This window comes from Pseudomonas sp. KH_046_1, assembly GCF_057839025.1.
Window position 1 is genome coordinate 4,228,299 of record NZ_CM174481.1, and the last position, 23,106, is coordinate 4,251,404.

The following is a 23,106-nucleotide window of genomic DNA, read 5'->3' on the forward strand; positions in this document are numbered from 1 at the left end:
CAGGATTCAGGTACGCAGGGGTTTGATGGTCATCGCTTTATTGGGTACGTAGGCGAAGTGAGTACCCAGGCCACCGGGGCGGCTGTTCCAGTGCGGGATCAACACCAGCGCCGAGAACATGGCGCAGCCGGCGAAGACGATGAACACGGTAACGGTGTCGAAGTAGCCCGGCAGCAGCCCGCCGAGAATCGCCCCGACCGAGCCGCAGCCGTTGACGAAACCGGCTGCCGTGGCGCCGGCCTTGGCGGTGCCGAAGTCGATGGCGGCCGCGCCGCTGATCATCGAGTCCGGCCCGTAGAGGGTCAGGCCCATGACGAACAGCAGTGCCACCACCAGCAGCACGCTGCCGGTATGCAGGGCGCCCATGAAAAACGCCAGGGACACCGTCAGCGCCAACAGGCTGATCACGCAGGCCGGCATGCGCCGGGCGCCGAACAGTTTGTCCGAGGCCAGGCCAATCAGGATCGGCCCGAGCAACCCGGCCAGTTCAAACGCGGTCGGAATGATCGCCGCGCCGACCTTGCCCACCGAGGGCATCTGCTCGAAGACGATCACCGGCCCCCACAGCAGAATCGCGTAACGCGCCGGCTTGAGCATGAAGTACGCCAACCCCAGCACCAGCACGGTGCGGTTGCGCAGGATTTCCTTCAACGGCTCCCACATGCTGATTTTGCTTTGCGCGTCGGCCTGTTCGGCGGTCAGCTCAGGCTCCGGCTCCACCGCCGGCAAGCCGACGTCTTCCGGTTTGTTGCGTTGGAAAATAAAAAACAGCACGGCGACCAGCCCAACCACCGCCGCACTGGAAATGAACGCCGCATGCCAGCTGCCGATGAGCGTGTACGCCCACCAACCGGCAAACGGCGAGGCTACCAGACCGCCAAAGGCGTAGCAGGAACTCCACAGGCCCAATACCCGTCCGCGTTGTTCGGAGGGAAAGAAGCTGCCGAGGTTCTTGCACAGCCCCGACCAACCGGTGGACTGCGCCAGGCCTTGTATCAGCATGCAGGTAGCGAAAATCGGTATCGTTGCAAAGTTGCCCATCACCAGCGCCGCGGCGGCGGAAATCACCAACCCGCCGAGCACCACCACCCGCGGCCCGAAGCGGTCGGCCAGGATGCCCCAGGTGAATTGGCCGAAGGCGTAAGCCGTCAGGTAGATGGCGTCGAGGTTGGCCATGGTCATTTTGTCGAGCATGAAGGTCGGGTCTTCGCCAATACCGAGTTTGGCGACCGAGAAGGCTTTGCGGGTGAAGTAGAACGCGGCGTAGGCGAGCCAGGTGATCGCGAAGATCTGCACGCGCCAACGCTTGATGGTGCCGATGTGCTTGTTCATTGTGGTTCTGACCTCAGGGTGTGAGTGTGCCGGCAGAATTGGAAGAAAACGCCTGTGTTTTTATTGTTGAGCACTGCGATATCGCCCTGTCCCTACGGCGGATACCGGTCAGATGAGTCCTGTTGTTGCACGCACAGGCTCATGGCACCCGCTGCTGTTCGACTGACCAGTCAGCGGGGCTGAGGTGGATAAAAACAATTACTGATTAATAAGTGAAATCGATTTATCGTATTTCAAATATAAGCTCAGCTTGTTACTGGAGATTCCCATGTCGGTGTCCCACGCCCAGCTCAAAGCTTTCCATGCCGTAGCGGTGCATGGAAGCTTTACCAAGGCCGCCGAGCGCCTGTTTCTGACGCAACCGGCGATTTCCGACCAGGTGCGCAAACTCGAAGAGCGCTACGGGGTTTTGCTGTTTCACCGCAACAAGCGTTCCGTGCGCCTGACTGATCTGGGCGAGCGCCTGCTCGGCGTGACGCAGAAATTGTTTGTCATCGAAGCCGAGGCCCAGGAACTGCTTCAGGATTCCCAGGCCCTGCAGACCGGCAGCCTGATTCTGGCGGTGGATGCACCGATCCACGTGCTGCCGCAGATCGCCCGATTCTGCGAACGCTACCCGGGGATCAGCGTGAAGATCGAAACCGGCAACACCGATGAATCGCTGTTCCGACTGTTCAACTATCAGGCCGACCTGGCGTTGCTGGGGCGTGACGTCAGCGATGAACGCCTGATATCCCTGCCCCTGCGTAACGACCCGATGGTGGCGTTCGTGTCGCGCAATCATCCGTGGGCTGAGCGCGAATCCATCACCCTCGCGGACCTCGATGACACGCCACTGGTGTTGCGGGAAATCGGTTCGGTGACCCGGCAGACGCTGGAGGAGGAAATGGCCGGTGCCGGGTTCCGCATTCGCCCGGCAATTCAGGTTGAAGGTCGGGAGGCGGCGCGAGAGGCGGTGGTGGTCGGGATTGGAGTGGGCGTGGTGTCGGCTGCCGAGTTTGGTGCGGATTCGCGGGTGTGTGCGTTGCCGATTACTGATTGCAAACGCAGGCTGACTGAAACCCTGGTGTGTTTGCGCGAGCAGAGTTCGCGGCGGGTGGTGGCGACTTTTCTGGAGATGGTGCGCGAGAGTCTTGTATAAGCAGGCCCGGCCCCATCGCTAGCAGGCTAGCTCCCACAGGAGATTTGCGTTGACCACAGATTATGCAGGCAACACAGGACCACTGTGGGAGCTAGCCTGCTAGCGATGCAGGCGACTCGATCTACCTGGCAGGCGCCAACCCGAAAAATGCCTGAATCAACCGCAAATCCCGTCGCCGCTCCATGCACCCGATCATGTGCCGATTCACCAACCCCTCGCCAATGATCGGTACCGCCGCCACCCGTGGATCGTGACTGACCTCCACCGACGACACCACCCCCACCCCCAGTTCGGCGGCCACCGCCTCGGTCACCGCTTCGCGGCTGTCCAGTTCCAGCAACACCCGTGGATTGACCCTGGCCTGGGCGCACGCCTCATCGAAGGTGCGCCGGGTAATCGAACTCGGTTCCCGCAGCACCATGATCACCTGATCCAGCTCCTTGAGCTGCACGCCTTTGGTTTTCTGCGCCCAAGGATGCCCATCGGGCACCAGCGCGCAAATCCGTGATTCGTTCAGCGCCTGCAGATGCAAGCCCTTGCGCGGCTCGACTTCGGTCAGCACCGCCACGTCGGCATGTTCGGACAACAACGCCGCCAGGGTTTCCTGGGCGTTGCCCAGGCGCAGGTTCACCGTGATCCCTGGATAACGCGCCCGCAGGCTGGCGAGCATCGGCATGACCATGTGCGGACCGTCCGCCGCCACCTCCAGGCGCCCGGTCAGCAATTGCCGGTTGGCTTCGAGCATCACCTGCGCCTCTTCGGCCAGGCCGAACATCGCCCGGGTGATTGCCGCCAGTTTGGTGCCCTCCTCTGTCAGTTCCACGCGTCGGGCGGTGCGGCGCAGCAGGGTGATCTGGTAGTGCTCCTCAAGGGCCTTGATGTGCCCGGTAACCGCCGGCTGGCTGATGAACAGCCGCGCCGCCGCCCGGGTAAAGCTGCCTTCCCGGGCCACGGCATCGAAGGCGCGCAGCTGAAACAGGTTCATGAATAACCCTCACTGATGGCTGGCATAACAATAAACAATTTGATTGATAACACGGCAAATTGCAATTTAGGCACCAACGCTTCATCCCATCGATTGCGAGGACACGAGAATGAGTACTGCCGAACCCATCCTGCTCACCCCCGGCCCGTTGACCACGTCGGCCCGCACCCGTCAGGCAATGATGGTTGACTGGGGTTCATGGGATGACCGCTTCAATCAACTGACCGCCAGCCTCTGCGAGCAACTGTTGGCAATCATCAACGGCGCCGCCACCCACCACTGTGTGCCTTTGCAAGGCAGCGGCACCTTCGCGGTCGAGGCAGCGATCGGCACGCTGGTGCCTCGGGATGGCAAGATTCTGGTACTGATCAACGGCGCCTATGGCAAACGCCTGGCGAAAATCTGCGAAGTACTGGGCCGCTCCTTCAGCACGTTCGAAACCGCCGAAGACGAGCCGACCACCGCCGCCGACGTCGATCGCCTGCTGCGCGCCGATCAAGACATCACTCACGTCGCCCTGATTCACTGCGAAACCAGCACCGGCATCCTCAATCCACTGCCAGAGATTGCCCAGGTTGTTGCGCAACACGGCAAGCGCCTGATCATCGACGCCATGAGCTCCTTCGGCGCGCTGCCGGTGGACGCGCAACAGGTGCCCTTCGACGCACTGATCGCCGCCTCGGGCAAATGCCTGGAGGGCGTACCGGGCATGGGTTTTGTCTTCGCTCGCAAAGAATCCCTGGCCAGCGCCGCCGGTAACTCGCATTCGCTGGCGATGGACCTGCAGGACCAGCACGCCTACATGGCCAAGACCGGCCAATGGCGCTTCACCCCGCCGACCCATGTGGTCGCCGCGCTGCACGAAGCCCTGCTGCAATACAACGAAGAAGGTGGCTTGCCCGCGCGGCACGAACGCTACGCCGCCAACTGCCAGGCATTGATGCAAGAGATGGCCAAACTGGGGCTGCGCAGCTTCCTGCCAGCGGCTATCCAGGCGCCGATCATCGCCACCTTCCACGCCCCGAAAGATCCGCGCTACCAGTTCAAGGAGTTCTACGAGCGGGTCAAGGCCAAGGGTTACATCCTCTACCCCGGCAAACTGACCCAGGTCGAAACCTTCCGCGTCGGCTGCATCGGCCATGTCCAACCCGCCGAAATGCGCGAAGCGGTGGCGGCGATTGCTGAAGTGTTGCGTGAGATGGAAGTGCTGGAAATCTGATCCACACCGCAATCCCCCTGTAGGAGCGAGCCTGCTCGCGATAAGGCCAGGTCAGTCGACACACATGCTGGATGAAAGACCGCCATCGCGAGCAAGCTCGCTCCCACAGTAAAAGCTGCTCTCCAATAGTCAGTTTCTACAGGAATTTAATTGCCATGAACTACTCCAACCCAACCAAACTGCAAGCCGCCATCCTCGACTGGGCCGGCACCGTGGTCGACTTCGGCTCCTTCGCTCCGACGCAGATTTTCGTCGAGGCCTTCGCCGAGTTCGACGTCCAGGTGTCCATCGAAGAGGCCCGTGGCCCGATGGGCATGGGCAAGTGGGACCACATCCGCACCCTGTGCGATCAGCCGCAAGTTGCCGAACGCTATCGCGCAGTGTTCGGCCGCACGCCGACCGACGATGACGTCACGGCGATTTACCAACGCTTCATGCCGCTGCAGATCGAAAAAATCGCCGAACACTCGGCGCTGATTCCGGGGGCGCTGGAGACCATCGCCAACCTGCGCCAGCAAGGGATCAAGATCGGCTCCTGCTCCGGTTACCCGAAGCAGGTCATGGACAAAGTGGTCGAACTGGCCGCCACCAACGGCTACGTCGCCGATCACGTGGTCGCCACCGACGAAGTCCCGAATGGCCGCCCATGGCCCGCCCAGGCGCTGGCCAACGTCATCGCCCTGGGCATTGACGATGTCGCCGCGTGCGTGAAGATCGATGACACCGTGCCGGGCATTCTCGAGGGTCGCCGCGCCGGCATGTGGACCGTCGCGCTGATCTGCTCGGGCAACGCCCTGGGCCTGGACTACGAAGGTTATCGCGCCCTGGGGAGCGACCAATTGGACAGCGAGCGCAAGCGCATCCACGCAATGTTCGAAGGTTCGCGCCCGCACTACATGATCGACACCATCACTGATCTGTCGGAAGTGATCGCCGACATCAACAAGCGCCTGGCCAACGGTGAAATGCCGCAGTCGAGCTAAAAAACGCAACTCCCAGTAGGAGCGAGCTTGCTCGCTCCTACTGGGTTTTTCTGTGTATTACCCGAACCAGAGCATCCAGCGACCAATCGCCTCAGGCAAACCCGGTGAAACAGGATTACAGTTAGAGCACACCGTCGGACAAGAACGGTGGCTTTAAACCGGACCTCTGAGGAACACCGTATGCCGTGGAAAAACTCCGAGTCGCGCTACAGCACCGTATCGATCGCGCTGCATTGGTTGATGCTGGTCCTGCTGGTGCTGGTTTACGCCTGTATCGAGTTTCGCGGGTTCTTTCCCAAGGGCAGTGGCGGGCGCACGCTGATCGTCGAATCACACTTCATGCTCGGCCTGACCGTATTCGTTCTGGTCTGGCTGCGATTGTTCGCCCGCAGTCTCGGCCCGGCGCCGCAGATCTTCCCGGCCTCGCCGCACTGGCAAACGACGCTGGCCAGGCTGATGCACTGGGCGCTGTACATTTTCATGATCGTCACACCGATTCTCGGGTGGCTGGTCACCAGCGCCAAAGGCAATCAGGTGATGTTCTACGGTGTCGACCTGCCGATGCTGGTCGCGGAAAACAAAGACCTGGCCAAACAACTCCAGGGCTGGCACGAACTCGGCGGCACTATCGGCTATTGGCTGATCGGCCTGCATGCCGTGGCCGGGCTGTATCACCATTATGTGGTGGGCGATAACACCTTGCTGCGGATGATGCCCAAGCGGGTGAACCGCGATACCTGAGACCAATGAATTCCAATGTGGGAGCGAGCCTGCTCGCGATGAGGGTGTTGCATTCGGCGCATTTGTCGACTGATACACCGCCATCGTCGGAACGCCGCCCGGAGCAAGCTCGCTCCCACATTGGTTTTCGGTGACTTTCAGACTTGTGAGTTGAACCCCCGCCGCCCTTGCAAGCCGCCCGTGTGGACGAATATCAGCCGAGTGCCCCGGGCGAACTTCCCCGCCTCGACTTGTTGCTTGAGGGCCATGAGTGCCTTGCCGGTATACAGCGGCTCCAGTGGAATATTTCCCGCCTGCTCTGTCTGTTCGATAAAGTCGAGCAGCAGCGGATCAACCTTGGCAAACCCGCCGCGACTGGCCTCAAACAGCTCATACACCGCATCGACCACACCCGCTTCCTGCACGATTCTCTCGACCTGCTGCGCTACCCCGTGGTCATCAGGCACTGCCAGGGCGCCGTACACCGGATGATCCCCCTCTTCACCCAGCACCAGGCCGGCCAGCGTCGTGCCAGTCCCGCAGGCCAGCCACCAGCCATCGTAGTCGTTCCAGCCCAAGCCCTCCAATTGCGTGCAAACGCTGGCCCGCAATTGCGTGCAACCCAGGGCGCCAGGCAAACCACCGCCCCCTTCAGGCACCGGATGCAACGTCGGATAGCGGGTTTGCCAGGGTTGCCAGAAGCCCGCTTCATGCCTCGCTCGATAGCCTGCGTAACCCAGCCAGTGCAACTGCATGCCAAATACCTGCAAGTCTTTGACCGTCGGGGTTTCCTGAGGATGCCCGCGCAACAGGCCGACGGTGGAAAAGCCGAAACGCTTGCCCGCTGCCGCCAACGCGTGGAGATGATTGGAGTGCGCGCCACCGAGACTGATGATGCCTTCGGCCCCCAGGCGGTCGGCGGTTTTCAGGTGTTCGATGAGCTTGAACCATTTGTTGCCGCTGATCAGCGGGTCGATCCGGTCCAGACGCAGGATCGCCACTTCGATGCCGGCTTGAGTCAGCCAGTCGAGGTAAAGGGGGTCGAGGGGGGCTTGAAGAAGCCAATTGTCTGGAGGAGAAAGCATGATGCCGGATCTATGGAAAGATCCGGCATCTTAACAGCCGACTTGTGGTGTGAACCCAAACGATGTGGATTACAACTGCGCCGCCAAACGCGAACCCTGATTGATCGCCCGCTTGGCATCCAGCTCTGCCGCAACGTCCGCACCGCCGATCAGATGCACGCTCTGCCCCGCCGCCACCAGACCGTCATGCAACTCGCGCAGCGGATCCTGCCCGGCGCAAATCACGATGTTGTCCACTGGCAGCACCTGAGCTTCGCCGGTTTCGCCGATGCGGATGTGCAGGCCTTCGTCGTCGATCTTCAGGTATTCGACGCTGTTGAGCATCTGCACCTGCTTGTTCTTCAGACCCGTGCGATGAATCCAGCCGGTGGTCTTGCCCAAGCCATCACCGACCTTGGATTTCTTGCGTTGCAGCAGGAACACCTCGCGGGCCGGGGCATGGGGCGTGGCCTTGATACCAGCGACACCACCGCGCGCTTCAAGGTGCGTATCGATGCCCCATTCCTTCCAGAACGCGGCGCGATCCTGACTGGTGGCGACGCCTTCATGCACAAGGAACTCGGAGACGTCGAAACCGATACCACCGGCACCAATCACCGCGACGCGCTTGCCGACCGTTTTCCGCTCCAGGATCACGTCCAGGTAGCTCAGCACCTTGGCGTTTTCCACCCCTGGAATGGCCGGCACGCGCGGCGCAATGCCAGTGGCCAGAATGATCTCGTCGTAGCCGCCCTCGACCAGCCCGGCTACGTCGACTCGGGTGTTCAGGCACACCTCGACGTTGGTGGTCTGCAACTTGCGGTTGAAGTAGCGAATGGTCTCAAAGAACTCTTCCTTGCCCGGAACGCGCTTGGCGATGTTGAACTGACCGCCGATTTCGCTGGCCGAATCGAACAGCGTCACCTGATGGCCACGCTCGGCGGCCACGGTCGCGGCGGATAAACCGGCCGGGCCGGCACCGACCACGGCGATTTTCTTCAGTTGCTGCACCGGCAGATAGTTGAGTTCGGTTTCGTGGCAGGCACGCGGGTTGACCAGGCAACTGGTCAGCTTGCCGCCGAAGGTGTGATCGAGGCAGGCCTGGTTGCAACCGATGCAGGTGTTGATTTCATCGGCGCGACCTTCAGCGGCCTTGTTGACGAAATCCGGGTCGGCGAGGAACGGCCGCGCCATGGACACCATGTCGGCATCGCCCTCGGCCAGGATCTGCTCGGCCACTTCCGGGGTGTTGATACGGTTGGTGGTGATCAGCGGAATATTGACCGAACCCCGCAGTTTGGCCGTGACCTTGCTGAAGGCCGCGCGCGGCACTTTGGTGGCGATGGTCGGAATCCGCGCTTCGTGCCAGCCGATGCCGGTGTTGATGATGGTCGCACCGGCCTGCTCGATGGCCTTGGCCAATTGCACGATCTCTTCCCAGGTACTGCCGCCCTCGACCAGGTCGAGCATCGACAGGCGGAAAATGATGATGAAGTTCGGGCCTACCGCTTCACGCACGCGACGAACGATTTCCACCGGCAGGCGCATACGGTTTTCGTAGCTGCCACCCCAGCGGTCGGTACGGTGGTTGGTGTGGGCGGCGAGGAACTGGTTAATGAAATAACCTTCCGAGCCCATGATTTCCACGCCGTCGTACTCGGCGGTTTGTGCCAGTACCGAGCAGGTGACGAAATCGCTGATCTGCTTCTCGATGCCTTCCTCGTCCAGCTCCTTGGGCTTGAACGGGTTGATTGGCGCCTGAATTGCGCTGGGTGCAACCTGTTTCGGGCTGTAGGCATAACGACCGGCATGGAGGATCTGCATGCAGATCTTGCCGCCCGCGTCATGCACGGCACGGGTGACGATACGGTGCTTGAGCGCCTCTTCTTCGGTCGTCAGCTTGGCCGCACCGGAATACACGCCACCCTCGTCGTTCGGGCCGATACCGCCGGTGACCATCAGGCCGACACCGCCACGGGCACGCTCGGCAAAGTACGCCGCCATGCGCTCGAAGCCGCCCGGTTTCTCTTCAAGGCCAGTGTGCATCGACCCCATCAGGGTGCGATTGCGCAGCGTGGTGAAACCCAGGTCCAGCGGAGCCAACAGGTGCGGGTATTGAGCGGCGGTCATCGGTAACTCCACATCGAGCGATCACGGAAAGTGCGGAAGCTCTACGGCCCCCATCAGTCATGTTCGACAGACTAAGAGTCACGACGCTGTCGCTCAATGACCATAACTGACAACTTAATGATCGAAGTGAGCAGCTACAACTCAAAACTGAAACGACCTTCCGGTGCAGGTCCGGGTTGAACCCTGCTCCAGGAAGGTCGCTACCTTTCGGACTCTGGACAAGCCCGCAAGGTTTACATGCAGAACCGGCTTAACATGCGCTTGCTACGGTCCGCGCAGGCGCAACGTAGTCGTCCTGTTGTTTCGCTCGCTGGGTCAACACCAGCATCGTCAGGAACCCCAGCGCAATCAGTACCGGATAAGCCATCAACAGTTCGGAAAGGGAATACTTCCAGGCCAAAGGACGTCCGACACCCAGCATGGCGGCATACATCCAGGACACTGCCGATAACGAGCCGCAGGCCAACGCCAGCATTCGTGCACTGAACCCGAGATTGAGCAAGGAGCCTGCCTTATGCAGTGCTGGCAGTACCATGCGATGCAACAGGACGCCGTTGTAACTCAGCAACGCGACAATAATGACTTTGGCTTGAAGCTTTGGATTCAAAAAGTAATCGAGACCTTTGTCCAGGTAATCAATACCGACGACAGCGACACCCGTTACCCACAGAGCTATCAGTGCAACAATGACAGACTTTTGAAGACTTTCCATGTGAGCATTATCATGCTCAACGAATACTTTTCGCCTTAACAGGTCTCTAACCATAGCGACATCACTGGTCAACACCAAACCGATGGCCACACAACACGCCACCAAATGAACGTAAATAACGCCCAGACGCAAAAACTCCAGGAATTCTTTATTTTCCAGCAGACTCATAATGGTATTTATCGCCACGGTATTTTCTCCACCTTATTCGAGAGTACGGATCGACCACCTGACAGAATCTTTAATTATTAAAAACCCTGTACGACCTTACTTCTAAAAGATAAGCCAAATCATGGACTCGGCACTGTTAACCTCATTGACTCGTCTGGCAAATCAATGACCGGCTGGTTTATCACCTCCATGAGTTTCAGATCCCCCCATGTGCATTGACTGCACTTGAGATTCAACTTCCACTTCTTTTTTTCAACTGCAGGGGCAGGTCATGACTGACGTGCTTAGGAATCAGAGGCCACAGACGTTCCAATGTTCATTTCTTGAGCAAACCACCGACAAACGGTGCGTAGCGCAAGTGCGCCTGAAGCGACAGTAATGAGCCAACTTTCACTCTATGCCCCACCAAAACTGGCCTGCTTGACTACATGCACTTTTACAACTGCATATTGGATCCGCTAGTTATTATACATCCCATAACATGCACAATAGCGAGCGACTCTCATCCAGAGCCAGCTCCAACTGCGTATTCCGCGGTAATCCGGCCACCACTTCAAGCAGGCCGCAACGCAGGATCATTTGAATCAATCAGGGCGTGAATCAAGTTACTTAATCGTCATCTGTGGTCATGCCCAAAATCCAAAGTAAGCAAACGCCATAGTTGCAGCTAAACCCCACGCGGCCAATGCCATAACCGTTGAATTGTGCGGTAACCGGGATTCACTCAATCGCTGCCAACCGGACTTCGAAAACCTGGTGTGGTCATAACGGCAATACAGGATTGCCCGGTAAGTGTGTCGGATGCCTAGCACCAGAAACAGGGTAATCAGGCCAAGGACAAGTCCACGCGTAATAGCCGGATTAACCAATAGCGCAAGGTGATCCTCCTCGCAGGCAGCGCTATCGATTTCTTCAACGGTAATTCGCTGATCATCCGCCGAAGAGCGCTTTTGACCAATCTGGATCGCCGCCTGTTGCTCTAGATCCAACGCCTGATACTTCCAGAGCGTTGACGATCCGTCTCGGCAGAAGGTAAACGCAGCAGGACTTGAGACGGCGATAATACAAGCGTCGTTGATGTCCAGTTTTTTCAGTGTTTCCGTGGCTGATCTGGTGAAATCCAGGTCGAAGAGTGGAGTAACCCCACTAGCAAAAGCCGCGACCGAAACCAATAGACTGCTCAAGACGCAGATGGCTGAAATGTTCAAGGCCGGGTTTCCTTTTTCCATTGTTTCTTTGATTTCGCAGTTCGGTTCCAACCTGCTTTGATGAGTTCCAGTACGCTGCTGGCACCCCGATAGCCAATGGGCAATTGAATGGAAGGAGAAAGGGAGGGCATCCATTGCCCTCCCCTCCGCTGTCCACGCTCCTTGCGACAGTACTGACCAGGACCTCAAGTGGCCAGAATGAAGTCCGTCTGATCAACGGCCGCGCTGTTGACGCCGACAAGGTGAATCGTGTCCGCCCCGATCCCTACCACCGTGTCCGCCCCGTTAGCCGTTATGGTCACGTTGGCAGCGAACGTCGCGCTGTTGATCCCCAGCGCCGTGATATTGAGCAAGTCCTGCCCGGCCGGATTGGCTTCGAAGTTCAGGATCGTATCGTTGCCGAAACCCGCGGCAGCAAACACGAACGTATCGTTGCCGGCGACGCCGCCACTCATCACGTCGTTACCGCCACCGCCGGTGAGAACGTCGTTACCCGCACCACCCACGATCCTGTTGGCCAGCGCGTTGCCGCTGCCCGCAAAGTTGCCGCTGCCGCCGAAAAACAGGTTTTCGACGTCGGCACCCAGGGTGTAGCTCGCAAGCGAGGTCCAGACCGAGTCGCTGCCGGCACCGGTGAGCTCGATCACCACGTCCCCAAGGTCGGCGACTTCATAGATATCGTCGCCACCGCCACCGGCCATCGCGTCGGCACCTGCGCCACCGATGATGACGTCGTTACCTGAGCCACTGCTGAGGCCGTCGTTACCGGCGCCCCCCACGATCCTGTTGGCGAGCTCGTTGCCGCTGCCCACAAAGTTGCCGCTGCCGCCGAAAAACAGATTTTCGACGTCAGCACCCAGGGTGTAGCTCGCGAGCGAGGTCCAGACCGAGTCGCTGCCGGCACCGGCGAGCTCGGTCACCACGTCCCCGAGTTCGGTAACTTCATAGGTATCGCTGCCGACACCGCCGGCCATCGTGTCGGCACCTGCGCGACCCATGATGAGGTCATTACCTGCGCCGCCGCTGAGGACGTCGTTACCCGCACCACCCACGATCGTATTGTCGAGCGCGTTGCCGCTGCCCGCAAAGTTGCCGGTGCCGCCGAAATACAGATTTTCGACGTTGGCACCCAGGGTGTAGCTCGCGAGCGAGGTCCAGACCGTGTCGCTGCCGGCACCGGCGAGCTCGCTCACCACGTCCCCAAGGTCGGTGACTTCGTAGATATCGCTGCCGACACCGCCGACCATCGTGTCGGCACCTGCGCCACCGATGAGGACGTCACTACCCGCACCACCCACGAGCGTGTTGGCGAGCGCGTTGCCGCGGCCCGCGAAGTTGCCGCTGCCGCCGAAATACAGATTGTCGACGTTGGCACCCAGGGTGTAGCTCGCGAGCGAGGTCCAGACCGTATCGATGCCGGCACCGGCGAGCTCTGTCACCACGTCCCCAAGGTCGGTGACTTCAAAGGTATCGTCACCGAGACCTCCAGCCATGGTATCGGCACCCAAACCCCCGATGAGAATGTCATCGCCCGCGTCACCATTGAGGATGTCGTTGCCGCCCAGCCCGTTCAGGATGTCGTTGCCATCACCTCCGCTGGCCACGTCGTCACCTTGCGTGCCGACAAAAATGTCGACACCGGGAGTACCGACAAACACTACACCGACGGTCACCGGGGCCGTGGCGTCGGACGCAATGCTTTCGGCCACACCGAAGTCATCCACGTAGCTGACCACCACGCGCACTTGATCACCGACCTGATCCTGGCCAAGCGTGAGCGTGCTGCCGGTGGCTCCGGCGATGTCGACGAAGGTGACCCCGTTGGTCTCCTGCCACTGGAAGGTGAACTGCGGATTGCTGAGGCCATCGACGTCGACGATGGTCGACAGGTCCGCGGTCAACACCTGGTTCAGAAACGCAAACCCGAGGATGCCCGGCCCAGCGGTCGGTGCGTTGTTCCCCGACGAGTCGACGATCTCCAGCGTACTGCTGCCATCCTGATACACCGCCCGAACGCGGATGTTCAGGCCGGCGACATCGTCCGCCACCTGGTAGGTGGCACCCGTCACCCGCGATGCCTCGCCGGCGGCGAGAATGGTGATGTCATCATAGATGCCCGAACCGGCAATGGTTTCGACCTGCCAGTAGTAAGACACCGGACCGAAAATCGCGCCGGTCGGATTGGCCGCACTCGCGCTGTTGGCGTCGCGTATCGACTGAGAGCTGACGCGCAACAGTTGGCCGGCGACAGGTGCATCGCTACGCGCACCGGTGGCAGCATCGAGGATTGCCAGACGTCCCACGGGACCGCTGTTCAAGACGGTGCCAACACCGGACGACTGCGCCAGGTCAGCGAACTGCAGGCGCTCGATGCCCGTCAGGCGATCGACGCCATCACGGCCCGCCACCAGGTCGGTCACAACGACAGCGTTGCCATCGACAGCGACTGTGTACTCCGACGCATTACCGGAGTACACCGCGGTGTCGAAGCTGTCAGTGCCGGTCAGAATCTCCCGCACGATGACCAGCTGGCCCGGGTTGTAGGTACCGTTGAGCATGAACGGCACCAACGGCTCCATGCTGTCGAACGTGGCGATTTCCGCGCCGGTGCCATCAGCGTTTGCCCGTACGCTGATGCGTACGTTCAACCACTTGTCACCGTCGATGATGTCGTCACCGCCGCGACCTTCGATGAGGTCGCTGCCGCTGCCACCGAGGATGATGTTGCCGCCGTCGAAGAACGTAGCTCCGGCTGCCAGCAAATCAGACAGACCGTTGATCAGGCTGATGTTGGTCAGCACACTGCCGGTTGCACCCGCGGTGGGCAGCGATGTCGCATCTGTGCTGTCACCGCGCAGGAAGTCACCGTGGGATGAACCCGACAGGCCTTCCATGATGTCGAAGCGTACCAGCGCCGAGGCACCTGAACCCGGCATCGGTGGTACATCGAAGAAGCGGTCGCTGAAATCGATGCTCACGCCTTGGGCCAGCCCCTTGAAGGTCGCCCAGTCATAGCCGGAGCCGCCGATATAGCGGTCACCGAAGCCGAGACTGCCGACCATGATGTCGTCGCCGCCTTCGCCGTTGAACTTATCGTTCTCGCTGGCGCCGATGTAGACATCGTGGCCGATCACAGTGTCGTTGCCGAGCGGGTCGAAGTTGTCGCCAGGTGCACCGTCCGAAGTACCCTTCTCGATCCAGTCGTCGCCTTCGTTACCCATGTCCTGTTCATTGGCTTTGCTGCCCAGGATGAAGTCGTTGCCCTGGCCACCAATGGCCTCGGAAGCGTCCTCACCGGTAATGATGAAGTCGTTGCCGAACCCGCCAATGATCAGGTTGACGCCATTACCACCGTGCAGCACGTCGTTGCCGTCGCCACCCTGGAGGTTATCGTCGCCGCCAGTGTCGGTGATGATGTCGTCGCCGGCACCACCGCGCAGCTGGTCGTTGCCGTCACCGCCATCGATGCGATCGTTGCCACCATCACCCCAGACCGTGTCATCGCCTTCACTGGAGATGAGGATGTCTGCGTTGTCTGTGCCACCCAGCACGATGTGCTCGGCACCTGTGTACTTGATGTAGTTGGTGTCCAGCCCCACGGTCAGCGGGTTGTCGCGGAACACCACCTGCTCGCCGTTCGGGCCGAGCGGGTCGGCGGTGAGCAAGCCTTCGTTGAATTGCCTGCCCTGGTCCACTTCCAGATAGAACCCCGGATCCGAGAACACCAGGCCCGGCAAGTGAGTGGCCGAGGTGTTGGCCATGATCAGCTTGGCGAACGAGTTGCTTTCAAGCTCGGCATTCATCGTCAGGCCAGCGGTACGTTCCAGGTAGTAGAAGCGATCGCCGTCCTGCAGTTTTTCCAGCTGGTTCTCGAACACGAAGTTGAAGGTCGAGCCGAGCATGCCGCCGAACGGAGTTTTCTGTTCGGCCAGGCCGCCGATCCACAGGTCGATGGCATCGACGCCCGTGACCGTCACACCCCTCAGGTCGTCGACAGTACCCAGCACGCCGTCGGTGCCAGGCAGCGTTACGTTGGCAAAGGCACCGGTGCTGTTGAGGAAGTCCAGGCGGTCAGCCGGCGCACCCACACCACCGAAGACCAGCGCCAGGGCTGCAGCGCGTTTGCCTTCCAGCGTGGTCGCCGCCGTGATCGTGTCATGCGTGCCATAGGCCGCGATGAAGTTGATCAACGACTCCGGATGTTTGAGGTACTGCACCAGATCGACCCAGCTGGTGTACGGCTTGAGTTGGGTATCACCGGTTTGGCTGTAGATGTCGCGGCGGATCGCATTGAGTGAGGGAATCCCCACGTCGCGGCCACGGGCGATGTTGATCGCCGGCAGGTCGAGCGGCAGGCCGAGCAGGTTATTGCGCAGCGCCTCGGTGACGAACTCGTCGATTTCGTTACCGGCTTGCCGGGTCACCCCACGTATGATCGCACTGGTCGCATCCTCGGGCGATACGCCACTGGCGGCGTACGCCAACGGGTTGAGGAACGCCGCGATCAGGCCCAGCTGCTGAGTAGGATCAGCACTGTTCGGATCGCTCACCACGTTGAAGTCGATATCGAAGCGATCGACGGTCTCGGTCAGCATCGAGTGGCCAAACCGGTACACGGTGTGGGCGAACTCGGCGACGATCGAGGCATCGAGGTCGACGTCATAGACCTGGGTCGGTGCGAAGAACAGATCGATGTTGGGCTGGATGGTCCGCGCAAACTCCTCGAACACCAGGTGCTGATACTGCATCTCGGTGCCGAACTTGGCCGCCTGGAACAGACGCTCGCCATTCCACTGCAGCGCATCGAACTCAGCCTGGGTGGTTGGCAACGCACTCACCGGAGTCAGCAGCCACTCGTTGAGGAAGGCTACGTCGCCCGAATCGAGCACGGTGTCCTTGGTCTGCTGGACCAGGCGGTTGTGTTCGGAGTGGAAGATCGCATGCACCGCGGTCAGGCCGATGTTCTCGTTGACCCGGCCGTCGCCGGCGATGTAGTGAGCGTCGAGCAGTTCGTTGTCATAGGTCAGGTTATTGCCGCCCGGGCCAACGGGCTGCGCATTGCCGACAAGGGTGTCGGCATCCGCCTGCAGAACCCCGCCGGTAACGACCGGCACGGCGTTGTGGGCGATGTCGTTGAGGAAGGCATGGCTGGTGCGCACTGCGTTCACGAGGCTTACCGGATTGGCCGGATCGCCTTCGACAAGCGTAGTGACGTCATCGGCGTTGCCGGCAATGCCGTCCGCCCCGTTGTTGACCCGAATGACAACCTGCGGGAAGCCGTTCGGTCCTTTGATGAAGTTGCCATAGGCGTCAGTCGCCAGCAGCGGGCCGCTGTCGATATCGGCGTCGGTAAGATTGATACCGAGCACGTCGCGCGCCTGTGCCTTGACCACTTTCCAGGTCGCCATGCCACCGATTTCGACGTCGTCGGCAGTACCAAACGTGCCATCCGCCCCCAGGTCTCGGTTAGTGATCAACCGGCCTGTCGCTACGGGGCCGCTGGCGGTAAGTTCATACCCGCGCAGGAATACCTGGTGCGACGGATGCGAGCTATAGGTCTGGTTCTGGTCCACGAACGGCGAGGTGGTGTTGGTGTGCTCATGGATGTCGTCCGCCGTGCCAAGAACGCCATCCGCCCCTGGCTGGTTGGTCGCGCGGGTCAGGACCATGAAGTTCGTCGGGCTACCTGGAACAAACAGCGGATCATCCGGCTGAAGCGGAATGAAGACGGTACCCGAACCACCTTTGGTCACCAGGTCCAGGCCATGATCGAAGAACTGCCCGAAGAAGGTCATCCAGGCGTTGAACGGCGCGGACAATCCCGCGTCCGGCGCGGTGTTCTCGATCAGGAACACATCGCGGTCGTCGGCCGTACCGAACTGTCCATCCAGCCCGGGGCTGGCAACAATCTGTACGCCATCCTTGAGCACGTCGTCATTACCCACCAGGCCGAAGTTGAGCACACCGTCCAGGCCCGGGTCGAAAGCCGTGGCATAGGCCGCCGGGTTGTTCGCCGTCTGGTCGACGATCAGGTTACTGATGGTGCGCGGCTGCGAGTCAGTCACAATGCCGTTGTTCTGCGCATACGACGTTCCCCCTTCCGCCGGATTGAAGACCGGATCGGTCACGCGCGGAAAGAGGTTATCGGCGGCACCGAACTCGGTGTTGTTAATGCCGTTGAGGTTCATCAGGTTGTTGTTCGACCCGTCGACCGTACGCAGGCCCAGCGGCGCGCGGATATTCGGGATCAGCGAGAGGATGTCCTGACCGGCCGCATCAGCCTCGGCAATCTTGATCTGGTCAAGAATGAAGTTGAGGTCGGAGCGGACCATGTGCAGGCCCGCGCCACCCGCGGTGGCATCGACTACAGGTACCTGCGCCGTTGGCGTAACCGGTGCACCGGCAACGATGGCAGCCGTCGGCGTGGAGAACAGGATCTCCGTGGTGCCGTGACCGTCCTGATAGATCGCCTTGACCCGCAACGACAACCCGGCGAGATCAGGAGAGACCTTGAACGCGGTACCATCGGCGCTTTGGAACGCCAGGTCGCCAGCCGGCAACAGGATGATGTCCTCGAATACACCAGTGCCTGGATCGGCCTCGAACTGCCAGATGTAGGACACCGAGGAGTTGGTGATCAACCCCTGCGGATTACCCGCCGCGACGTTGTCGTCATCGGTCACCCCGGCCACGCTGACAGTCAGTATATCGCCCACCGTGATGGCGCCGCCGTTGCCATCCGCGACAGTCGGACTGCCATCCGGTTGAGCATTGAGCCCCGCCACCAGCACTTGCTGGTTATCGGCGAACTGCAGGCGTTCGATATTCAGCAGGGTATCGGTGCCGTCGCGACCCACTACGCTATCGGCCACCGTCCAGACATCGTCCGTCACATCGTCCGTGCCACGGTCGTCGACAGTCACCGCATACTCGGCCTCAAGCCCGGAGAAAATGGCAGTGTCGAAGGCGGCCCCGCCAGTCGAGGTGCCGGGCATGATTTCCCGCACGGCCTGGAGCTGACCAGGGTTGATGGTGCGGTCCAGAATGAACGGGATCATATCGACCATGCTGTCGAACGTGGCGATCTCGGGGCCGACATGGTTGACGTCAGCCGGGTCATAAACGGCAATTCTGACATTGATCCATTTGTCGCCATCAATCAGGTCATCGCCACCGCGGCCCTCGATCAGGTCGCTGCCATCACCGCCGAGGATGATGTTGCCAGTGGCAAAGCCGGTGACCGGCAGACCGGCATCGGCCAGGAACTGGTCCAGTCCGCGGATCAATGCGACATTGGTCAGCGCACTACCCGTGGTACCACCGTGGTTGATGATAGTGTCCGCATTGACATCATCGCCTCTGAGCACATCGCCGAAACTCGAACCGGACAAGCCTTCGACCTCGGCAAAACGGTCGAGAATCGAGGCTGGCGAGGCACCGACCGGATTGAATATGCCGGCATTCTGGTTTGGTGTATTGCCGTGGGGCTGCGCCAGCGCGGCCATGCTCAGGTCGGCGGTCACGCCGATCCGGTCATTCTTGTAGCTGATCCAGTCGAAACCGGACATGCCTTCCATCTTGTCCTGGGCATCGCTGCCGATAAAGATGTCATCGCCACCCTCGCCGATCATTTCGTCGAAACCGCCACCACCAATAAAGATGTCGTTACCGATCACATCGTCATTGAGCAGCGGCGAGAAGTTATCGCCAGGCGCACCGTCCTGGGTGCCCTTCTCGATCCAGTCGTCACCTTCGCCACCGGTAGGTGGCAGGTTGGTCTTGGCACCGAGTATGAAGTCGTCACCCCGGCCGCCGAAGGTCAGGGAGATGTCTTCCGTGGTGATGATGAAGTCCTGGCCGTCGCCACCCAGGATCAGGTTGCCACCAACCAGCATGCTGCCGGCCACGATCACATCGTTACCGTCATTGCCCTCCAGGCGGTTGTCACCGAACGAGTCGCTGATGATGTCATCGCCCGCGCCGCCCAGTACCGCATCGTTACCGGCACCGCCTTCGAGGAGGTCGTTGCCGCCGTCGCCGTAAAGGGTGTCATCGCCTTCACCGGAAATGATGATGTCATTGCCGGCGGTGCCGCCCATGACGATATGGTCTTCACCGGTGTACTTCAGATAATTGGTGTCCGGCCCCACGGTGTCGGGGTTGTCGCGAATCACCAGCGACACGACTTCGACGCCGTTGATCATGATGCCGCCCGTCGGATCGGCGCGGCCGTCCACGCCAAGACCGGTGAACTGAGCGGTCTGATCCACCTCGAGGGTGAACGTCGGCGTCAGGAACACAGTGTTCGACAGGTGGGTAACATCGGTGTTGAGCATGATCAGCTTGGCAAAGGAGTTGTTTTCCAACTCGGTGCCGAAGTCCAGGCCCGCGGTACGCGCCAGGTAGTAGAAGCGGTCGCCGTTCTGCAACGCCTCCATCTGGGTTTCAAACACGAAGTTGAAGGTCGAGCCGAGCATGCCGCCGAACGGCATCTTCTGTTCGGCGAGGCCACCGACCCAGAAGTCGATGTCGTCGACGCCCGTGACCGTCACACCGGTCAGGTCATCTGCAGTACCCAGCACCCCATCCGCGCCGGCCAGCGTTACGTTGGCATAGGCACCGGTACTGTTGAGGAAGTCCAGGCGGTCAGCCGGCGAACCCACGCCACCCAATACCAGCGCCAGGGCTGCAGCGCGTTTGTCTGCCAGCGTGAGCGCCGCCGTGATCGTGCTATGCGTGCCATAGGCCGCGATGAAGTTGACCAGCGACTCAGGATGCTTGAGGCTGTCCGCCAGGTCAGCCCAGCTGATGTACGGCTTGAGTTGGCTGTCGCCGGTGGATGCGTAGAACTCGCGACGCGCTTCATTCAAGGTGGGGATGCCCGTGTCGCGACCACGTGCCAGGTTCAGGGTCGGCAAATCGAGCGGCAGACCGAGCAGGTTGTTGCGCAACGCTTCGGTGACGAACTCATCGAGTTCGTTGCCGACCTGCCGGGTCACACCGCGAATGATCGCCCCTGCCGCCTGGTCCGCAGTCAACCCGCTGTTGGCGAACGCCAGAGGGTTGAGGAAGGCCGCGATCAGACCCAGTTGCGAGTCCGGGTTGGTCGGGTCAGTGAGCAGCGGATTGAACGCGGGATCGAAGCGATCGACAGTTTCGGTCAACATCGAGTGACCGAAGCGGTACACCACGTGGGCGAACTCGGCGAGAATTGCCGGATTGATTGAAGTGTCATACCCGCTGGGTGCAAGAAATTCGTCGATCTGCGGCTGAATGGTCCGCCCGAACTCTTCGAACACCAGGTGTTGGTATTGCATTTCGGTGCCGAACTTGGCGGCCTGGAACAGGCGTTCGCCGTCCCACACCAACGCCGCAATCTCGGCGGGTGTAGTCGGTATCGCGGCCACGTCGTCCACCAGCCACTCATTGAGGAAGGCCAGGTCGCCGGCGGCAATGAGGGTGTCCTTGGTTTGCTGGACCAGGCGGTTGTGCTCGGAGTGGAACACATGGTGCACGGTGGTCAGGCCAATGTTCTCGTTCGCCCGGCCATCGCCGGCAATGTAGTGGGCGTCGAGCAGTTCGTTGTCATAGGTCAGGTTGTTGCCGACCCCGTCAGTTATCTGCGCATTGCCGACAGCGATGTCGGCATCCGCCTGCAGAACCCCGCCGACGACTACCGGCGCGGCATTGTGGGCGATGTCGTCGAGGAAACCATGCCCGGTGCTCACGGCACTGGCCAGACTGATGGGAGCTGCCCGGTTGCCTTCGACCAGTTGCGTGACGTCATCAGCCGTCCCGGCGATGCCGTCGGCACCGTTACTGATGCGAATCACCACCTGCGGCATGCCGTTCGGCCCGCGGATGAAGTTGCCGTACGCATCGGTTGCCAGCAATGGCACGTTGTGTACATCGGCGTCAGTCAGGTTGATGCCGAGAATGTCGCGGGCCTGGGCCTTGACCACTGCCCAGGTCGCCATGCCGCCATTTTCACCGTCGCCATCATCGGCAGTGCCGAACAGGCCGTCGGCACCGAGGTCGCGGTTGGTAATCAAGCGCCCCGTTGCAACAGGATCGCCTGCCGCGTTGAGCACGTACTCGCGCAGGAACACCTGATGCGACGGGTGAGAGCTGTAGGTCTGGCTCTGGTCGACGAACGGTGAGGTGGTATTGGTCTGGCCATCATCGGCCGTGCCGACTACTCCGTCCGCGCCGGCGGTATGCACTGCGCGTGACAGCACCATGAAGTTGGTCGGGCTGCCCGGGACGAACAACGGATCGTCCGCCTGCAGCGGAATGAACACGACATCGGTAGTGCTCTTGGTGACCAGGTCGAGACCGTGGTCGAAGAACTGGCCGAAGAAAGTCATCCACGAGTTGAAGCTGGCGGTCAGGCCGACATCCGGCGACACGTTGGGAAAGAAGAACACATCCTTGTCATCGGCCGTGCCGAACACGCCATCCAGCCCGGGGCTGGTGACTATCTGTACGCCATCCTTGAGTACGTCGTCATTACCCACCGTGCCGAAGTTGAGCACACCGTCCAGGCCCGGGTCGAACGCTGAGGCATAGGCCGCCGGATTGCTGGCGGTCTGGTCGACGACCAGGTTACTGATAATCCGTGGTTGCGGGTCGATCACCGTACCTGTTCCGGCGTATTCCGCCGATAGAAAGGAAGGGTCAAGCAGGCGCGGAAAGTCAGTGTCTGCCGCGCCAAAATCAGTCTGGCCGGTGACCAGGTTGTTGAAGCTGCCATCGACGGTACGCAGGCCGAACGGCACCTGAGTGTTGGGAAGCAAATCAATGAGGCTGGTACCGTCGGCATTCGCTTCAGCGATGAAGATTTGCTTGAGGATGAACTCCAGGTCCGACTTGGTGAAATTGGCCATTTTGGATTGCCCTCGATCTGTCTGGGTAAAGGCGCGGGACGAGAGAATCCTCCCGCGCCAATTCAAGTGCTGGCTTGCGCAGTTTGTTGGTTGTGTTTTTTAGCGAGAGCTCTGGCGTTACCCGGGACCCGGGATACGCGCCTGGAATTCGCGAAATGAATTGCTCGCCGGGCGATCAGGCAGAGCGGATTCGAGCCCTGGGCGGGCCATGGAATCTGGAAGTGAAGGCGAACGTCCTGGACAGCCCCTTCCCTCTGCAAAAGAACGAAATGATCGACATGATTTTGCTCCTCCCGGGAAAATCACCGCGCCTTGCGTTGCCAAAACGATGGCAGGCTTCAGGCGGGCGGCCCCCCCGATAACTAAGACTAAAGTTCCATAGCAAATCTTTGTCAATATTACGTCGTTAAAACAGACGACTGGTGGCAGGCATCCCAACTAGCTGTTTTTAAAAGACATATAGAAAGTTGAGTGCAGGTATAGAGCGAAATGTTATTTCGGACTGTATCGTCGCCACCTACGCTGCTGCATAAGGGAGTAACGCAGCGATTTCGGAAG

General features: G+C 60.4%; 11 protein-coding genes. 4 read left to right on the top strand and 7 right to left on the bottom strand.

Annotated elements, in window-relative coordinates:
- Positions 1-6: 6 nt before the first annotated feature.
- Positions 7-1,332 (bottom strand): MFS transporter, encoded by a 1,326-nt coding sequence (locus tag AC3IT9_RS19455; RefSeq protein WP_150725894.1) that lies wholly within the window; start codon positions 1,330-1,332, stop codon positions 7-9.
- A gap of 268 nt (positions 1,333-1,600) precedes the next feature.
- Here AC3IT9_RS19455 and AC3IT9_RS19460 point away from each other — a divergent pair, with 268 nt between their 5' ends.
- Entirely contained in the window at positions 1,601-2,473 is an 873-nt protein-coding gene (locus AC3IT9_RS19460; protein WP_150758954.1) for a LysR family transcriptional regulator, read from the top strand.
- A gap of 121 nt (positions 2,474-2,594) precedes the next feature.
- On the opposite strand, the gene AC3IT9_RS19465 is transcribed toward AC3IT9_RS19460, so the two are convergent.
- Entirely contained in the window at positions 2,595-3,458 is an 864-nt protein-coding gene (locus AC3IT9_RS19465) for a LysR substrate-binding domain-containing protein (protein WP_489270759.1), read from the bottom strand.
- A gap of 109 nt (positions 3,459-3,567) precedes the next feature.
- Between AC3IT9_RS19465 and AC3IT9_RS19470 the strand changes: the two genes are divergently transcribed.
- The 3 genes from AC3IT9_RS19470 (at position 3,568) to AC3IT9_RS19480 (ending at position 6,401) form a co-directional block, all read left to right on the top strand.
- Positions 3,568-4,677, top strand: a complete 1,110-nt coding sequence (locus tag AC3IT9_RS19470) for a 2-aminoethylphosphonate--pyruvate transaminase (protein ID WP_489270760.1) — start codon at positions 3,568-3,570, stop codon at positions 4,675-4,677.
- A gap of 155 nt (positions 4,678-4,832) precedes the next feature.
- Complete coding sequence (phnX, locus tag AC3IT9_RS19475) at positions 4,833-5,660, top strand: phosphonoacetaldehyde hydrolase (RefSeq protein ID WP_489270761.1); 828 nt, start codon at positions 4,833-4,835, stop codon at positions 5,658-5,660.
- A 180-nt stretch (positions 5,661-5,840) separates the two neighbouring features.
- Positions 5,841-6,401 (top strand): cytochrome b, encoded by a 561-nt coding sequence (locus AC3IT9_RS19480; RefSeq protein WP_489270762.1) that lies wholly within the window; start codon positions 5,841-5,843, stop codon positions 6,399-6,401.
- Positions 6,402-6,538: 137 nt separating this feature from the next.
- Here the strand turns inward: AC3IT9_RS19480 and AC3IT9_RS19485 are convergent, their stop codons facing one another.
- From AC3IT9_RS19485 to AC3IT9_RS19505, 5 genes are all read right to left on the bottom strand, one after another.
- Positions 6,539-7,465, bottom strand: a complete 927-nt coding sequence (locus AC3IT9_RS19485; protein WP_489270763.1) for a 1-aminocyclopropane-1-carboxylate deaminase/D-cysteine desulfhydrase — start codon at positions 7,463-7,465, stop codon at positions 6,539-6,541.
- Between the two features lie 69 nt (positions 7,466-7,534).
- On the bottom strand, positions 7,535-9,574 hold the full coding sequence (locus tag AC3IT9_RS19490; RefSeq protein ID WP_150725887.1) for an oxidoreductase: 2,040 nt from the start codon (positions 9,572-9,574) through the stop codon (positions 7,535-7,537).
- 250 nt (positions 9,575-9,824) lie between these two features.
- A complete protein-coding gene (locus AC3IT9_RS19495) occupies positions 9,825-10,472 on the bottom strand; it encodes a hypothetical protein (RefSeq protein WP_489270764.1) in 648 nt (215 codons plus the stop codon).
- 608 nt (positions 10,473-11,080) lie between these two features.
- Positions 11,081-11,797, bottom strand: a complete 717-nt coding sequence (locus AC3IT9_RS19500) for a hypothetical protein (protein ID WP_489270765.1) — start codon at positions 11,795-11,797, stop codon at positions 11,081-11,083.
- Between the two features lie 50 nt (positions 11,798-11,847).
- On the bottom strand, positions 11,848-22,548 hold the full coding sequence (locus AC3IT9_RS19505; protein WP_489270766.1) for a peroxidase family protein: 10,701 nt from the start codon (positions 22,546-22,548) through the stop codon (positions 11,848-11,850).
- Positions 22,549-23,106 lie beyond the last annotated feature (558 nt).

Bases quoted from the DNA above. Each gene is read 5' to 3' on its own strand.
- AC3IT9_RS19455 (WP_150725894.1), bottom strand. From the start codon at position 1,332: ATGAACAAGCACATCGGCACCATCAAGCGTTGGCGCGTGCAGATCTTC.
- AC3IT9_RS19460 (WP_150758954.1), top strand. From the start codon at position 1,601: ATGTCGGTGTCCCACGCCCAGCTCAAAGCTTTCCATGCCGTAGCGGTG.
- AC3IT9_RS19465 (WP_489270759.1), bottom strand. From the start codon at position 3,458: ATGAACCTGTTTCAGCTGCGCGCCTTCGATGCCGTGGCCCGGGAAGGC.
- AC3IT9_RS19470 (WP_489270760.1), top strand. From the start codon at position 3,568: ATGAGTACTGCCGAACCCATCCTGCTCACCCCCGGCCCGTTGACCACG.
- phnX (WP_489270761.1), top strand. From the start codon at position 4,833: ATGAACTACTCCAACCCAACCAAACTGCAAGCCGCCATCCTCGACTGG.
- AC3IT9_RS19480 (WP_489270762.1), top strand. From the start codon at position 5,841: ATGCCGTGGAAAAACTCCGAGTCGCGCTACAGCACCGTATCGATCGCG.
- AC3IT9_RS19485 (WP_489270763.1), bottom strand. From the start codon at position 7,465: ATGCTTTCTCCTCCAGACAATTGGCTTCTTCAAGCCCCCCTCGACCCC.
- AC3IT9_RS19490 (WP_150725887.1), bottom strand. From the start codon at position 9,574: ATGACCGCCGCTCAATACCCGCACCTGTTGGCTCCGCTGGACCTGGGT.
- AC3IT9_RS19500 (WP_489270765.1), bottom strand. From the start codon at position 11,797: ATGGATGCCCTCCCTTTCTCCTTCCATTCAATTGCCCATTGGCTATCG.
- AC3IT9_RS19505 (WP_489270766.1), bottom strand. From the start codon at position 22,548: ATGGCCAATTTCACCAAGTCGGACCTGGAGTTCATCCTCAAGCAAATC.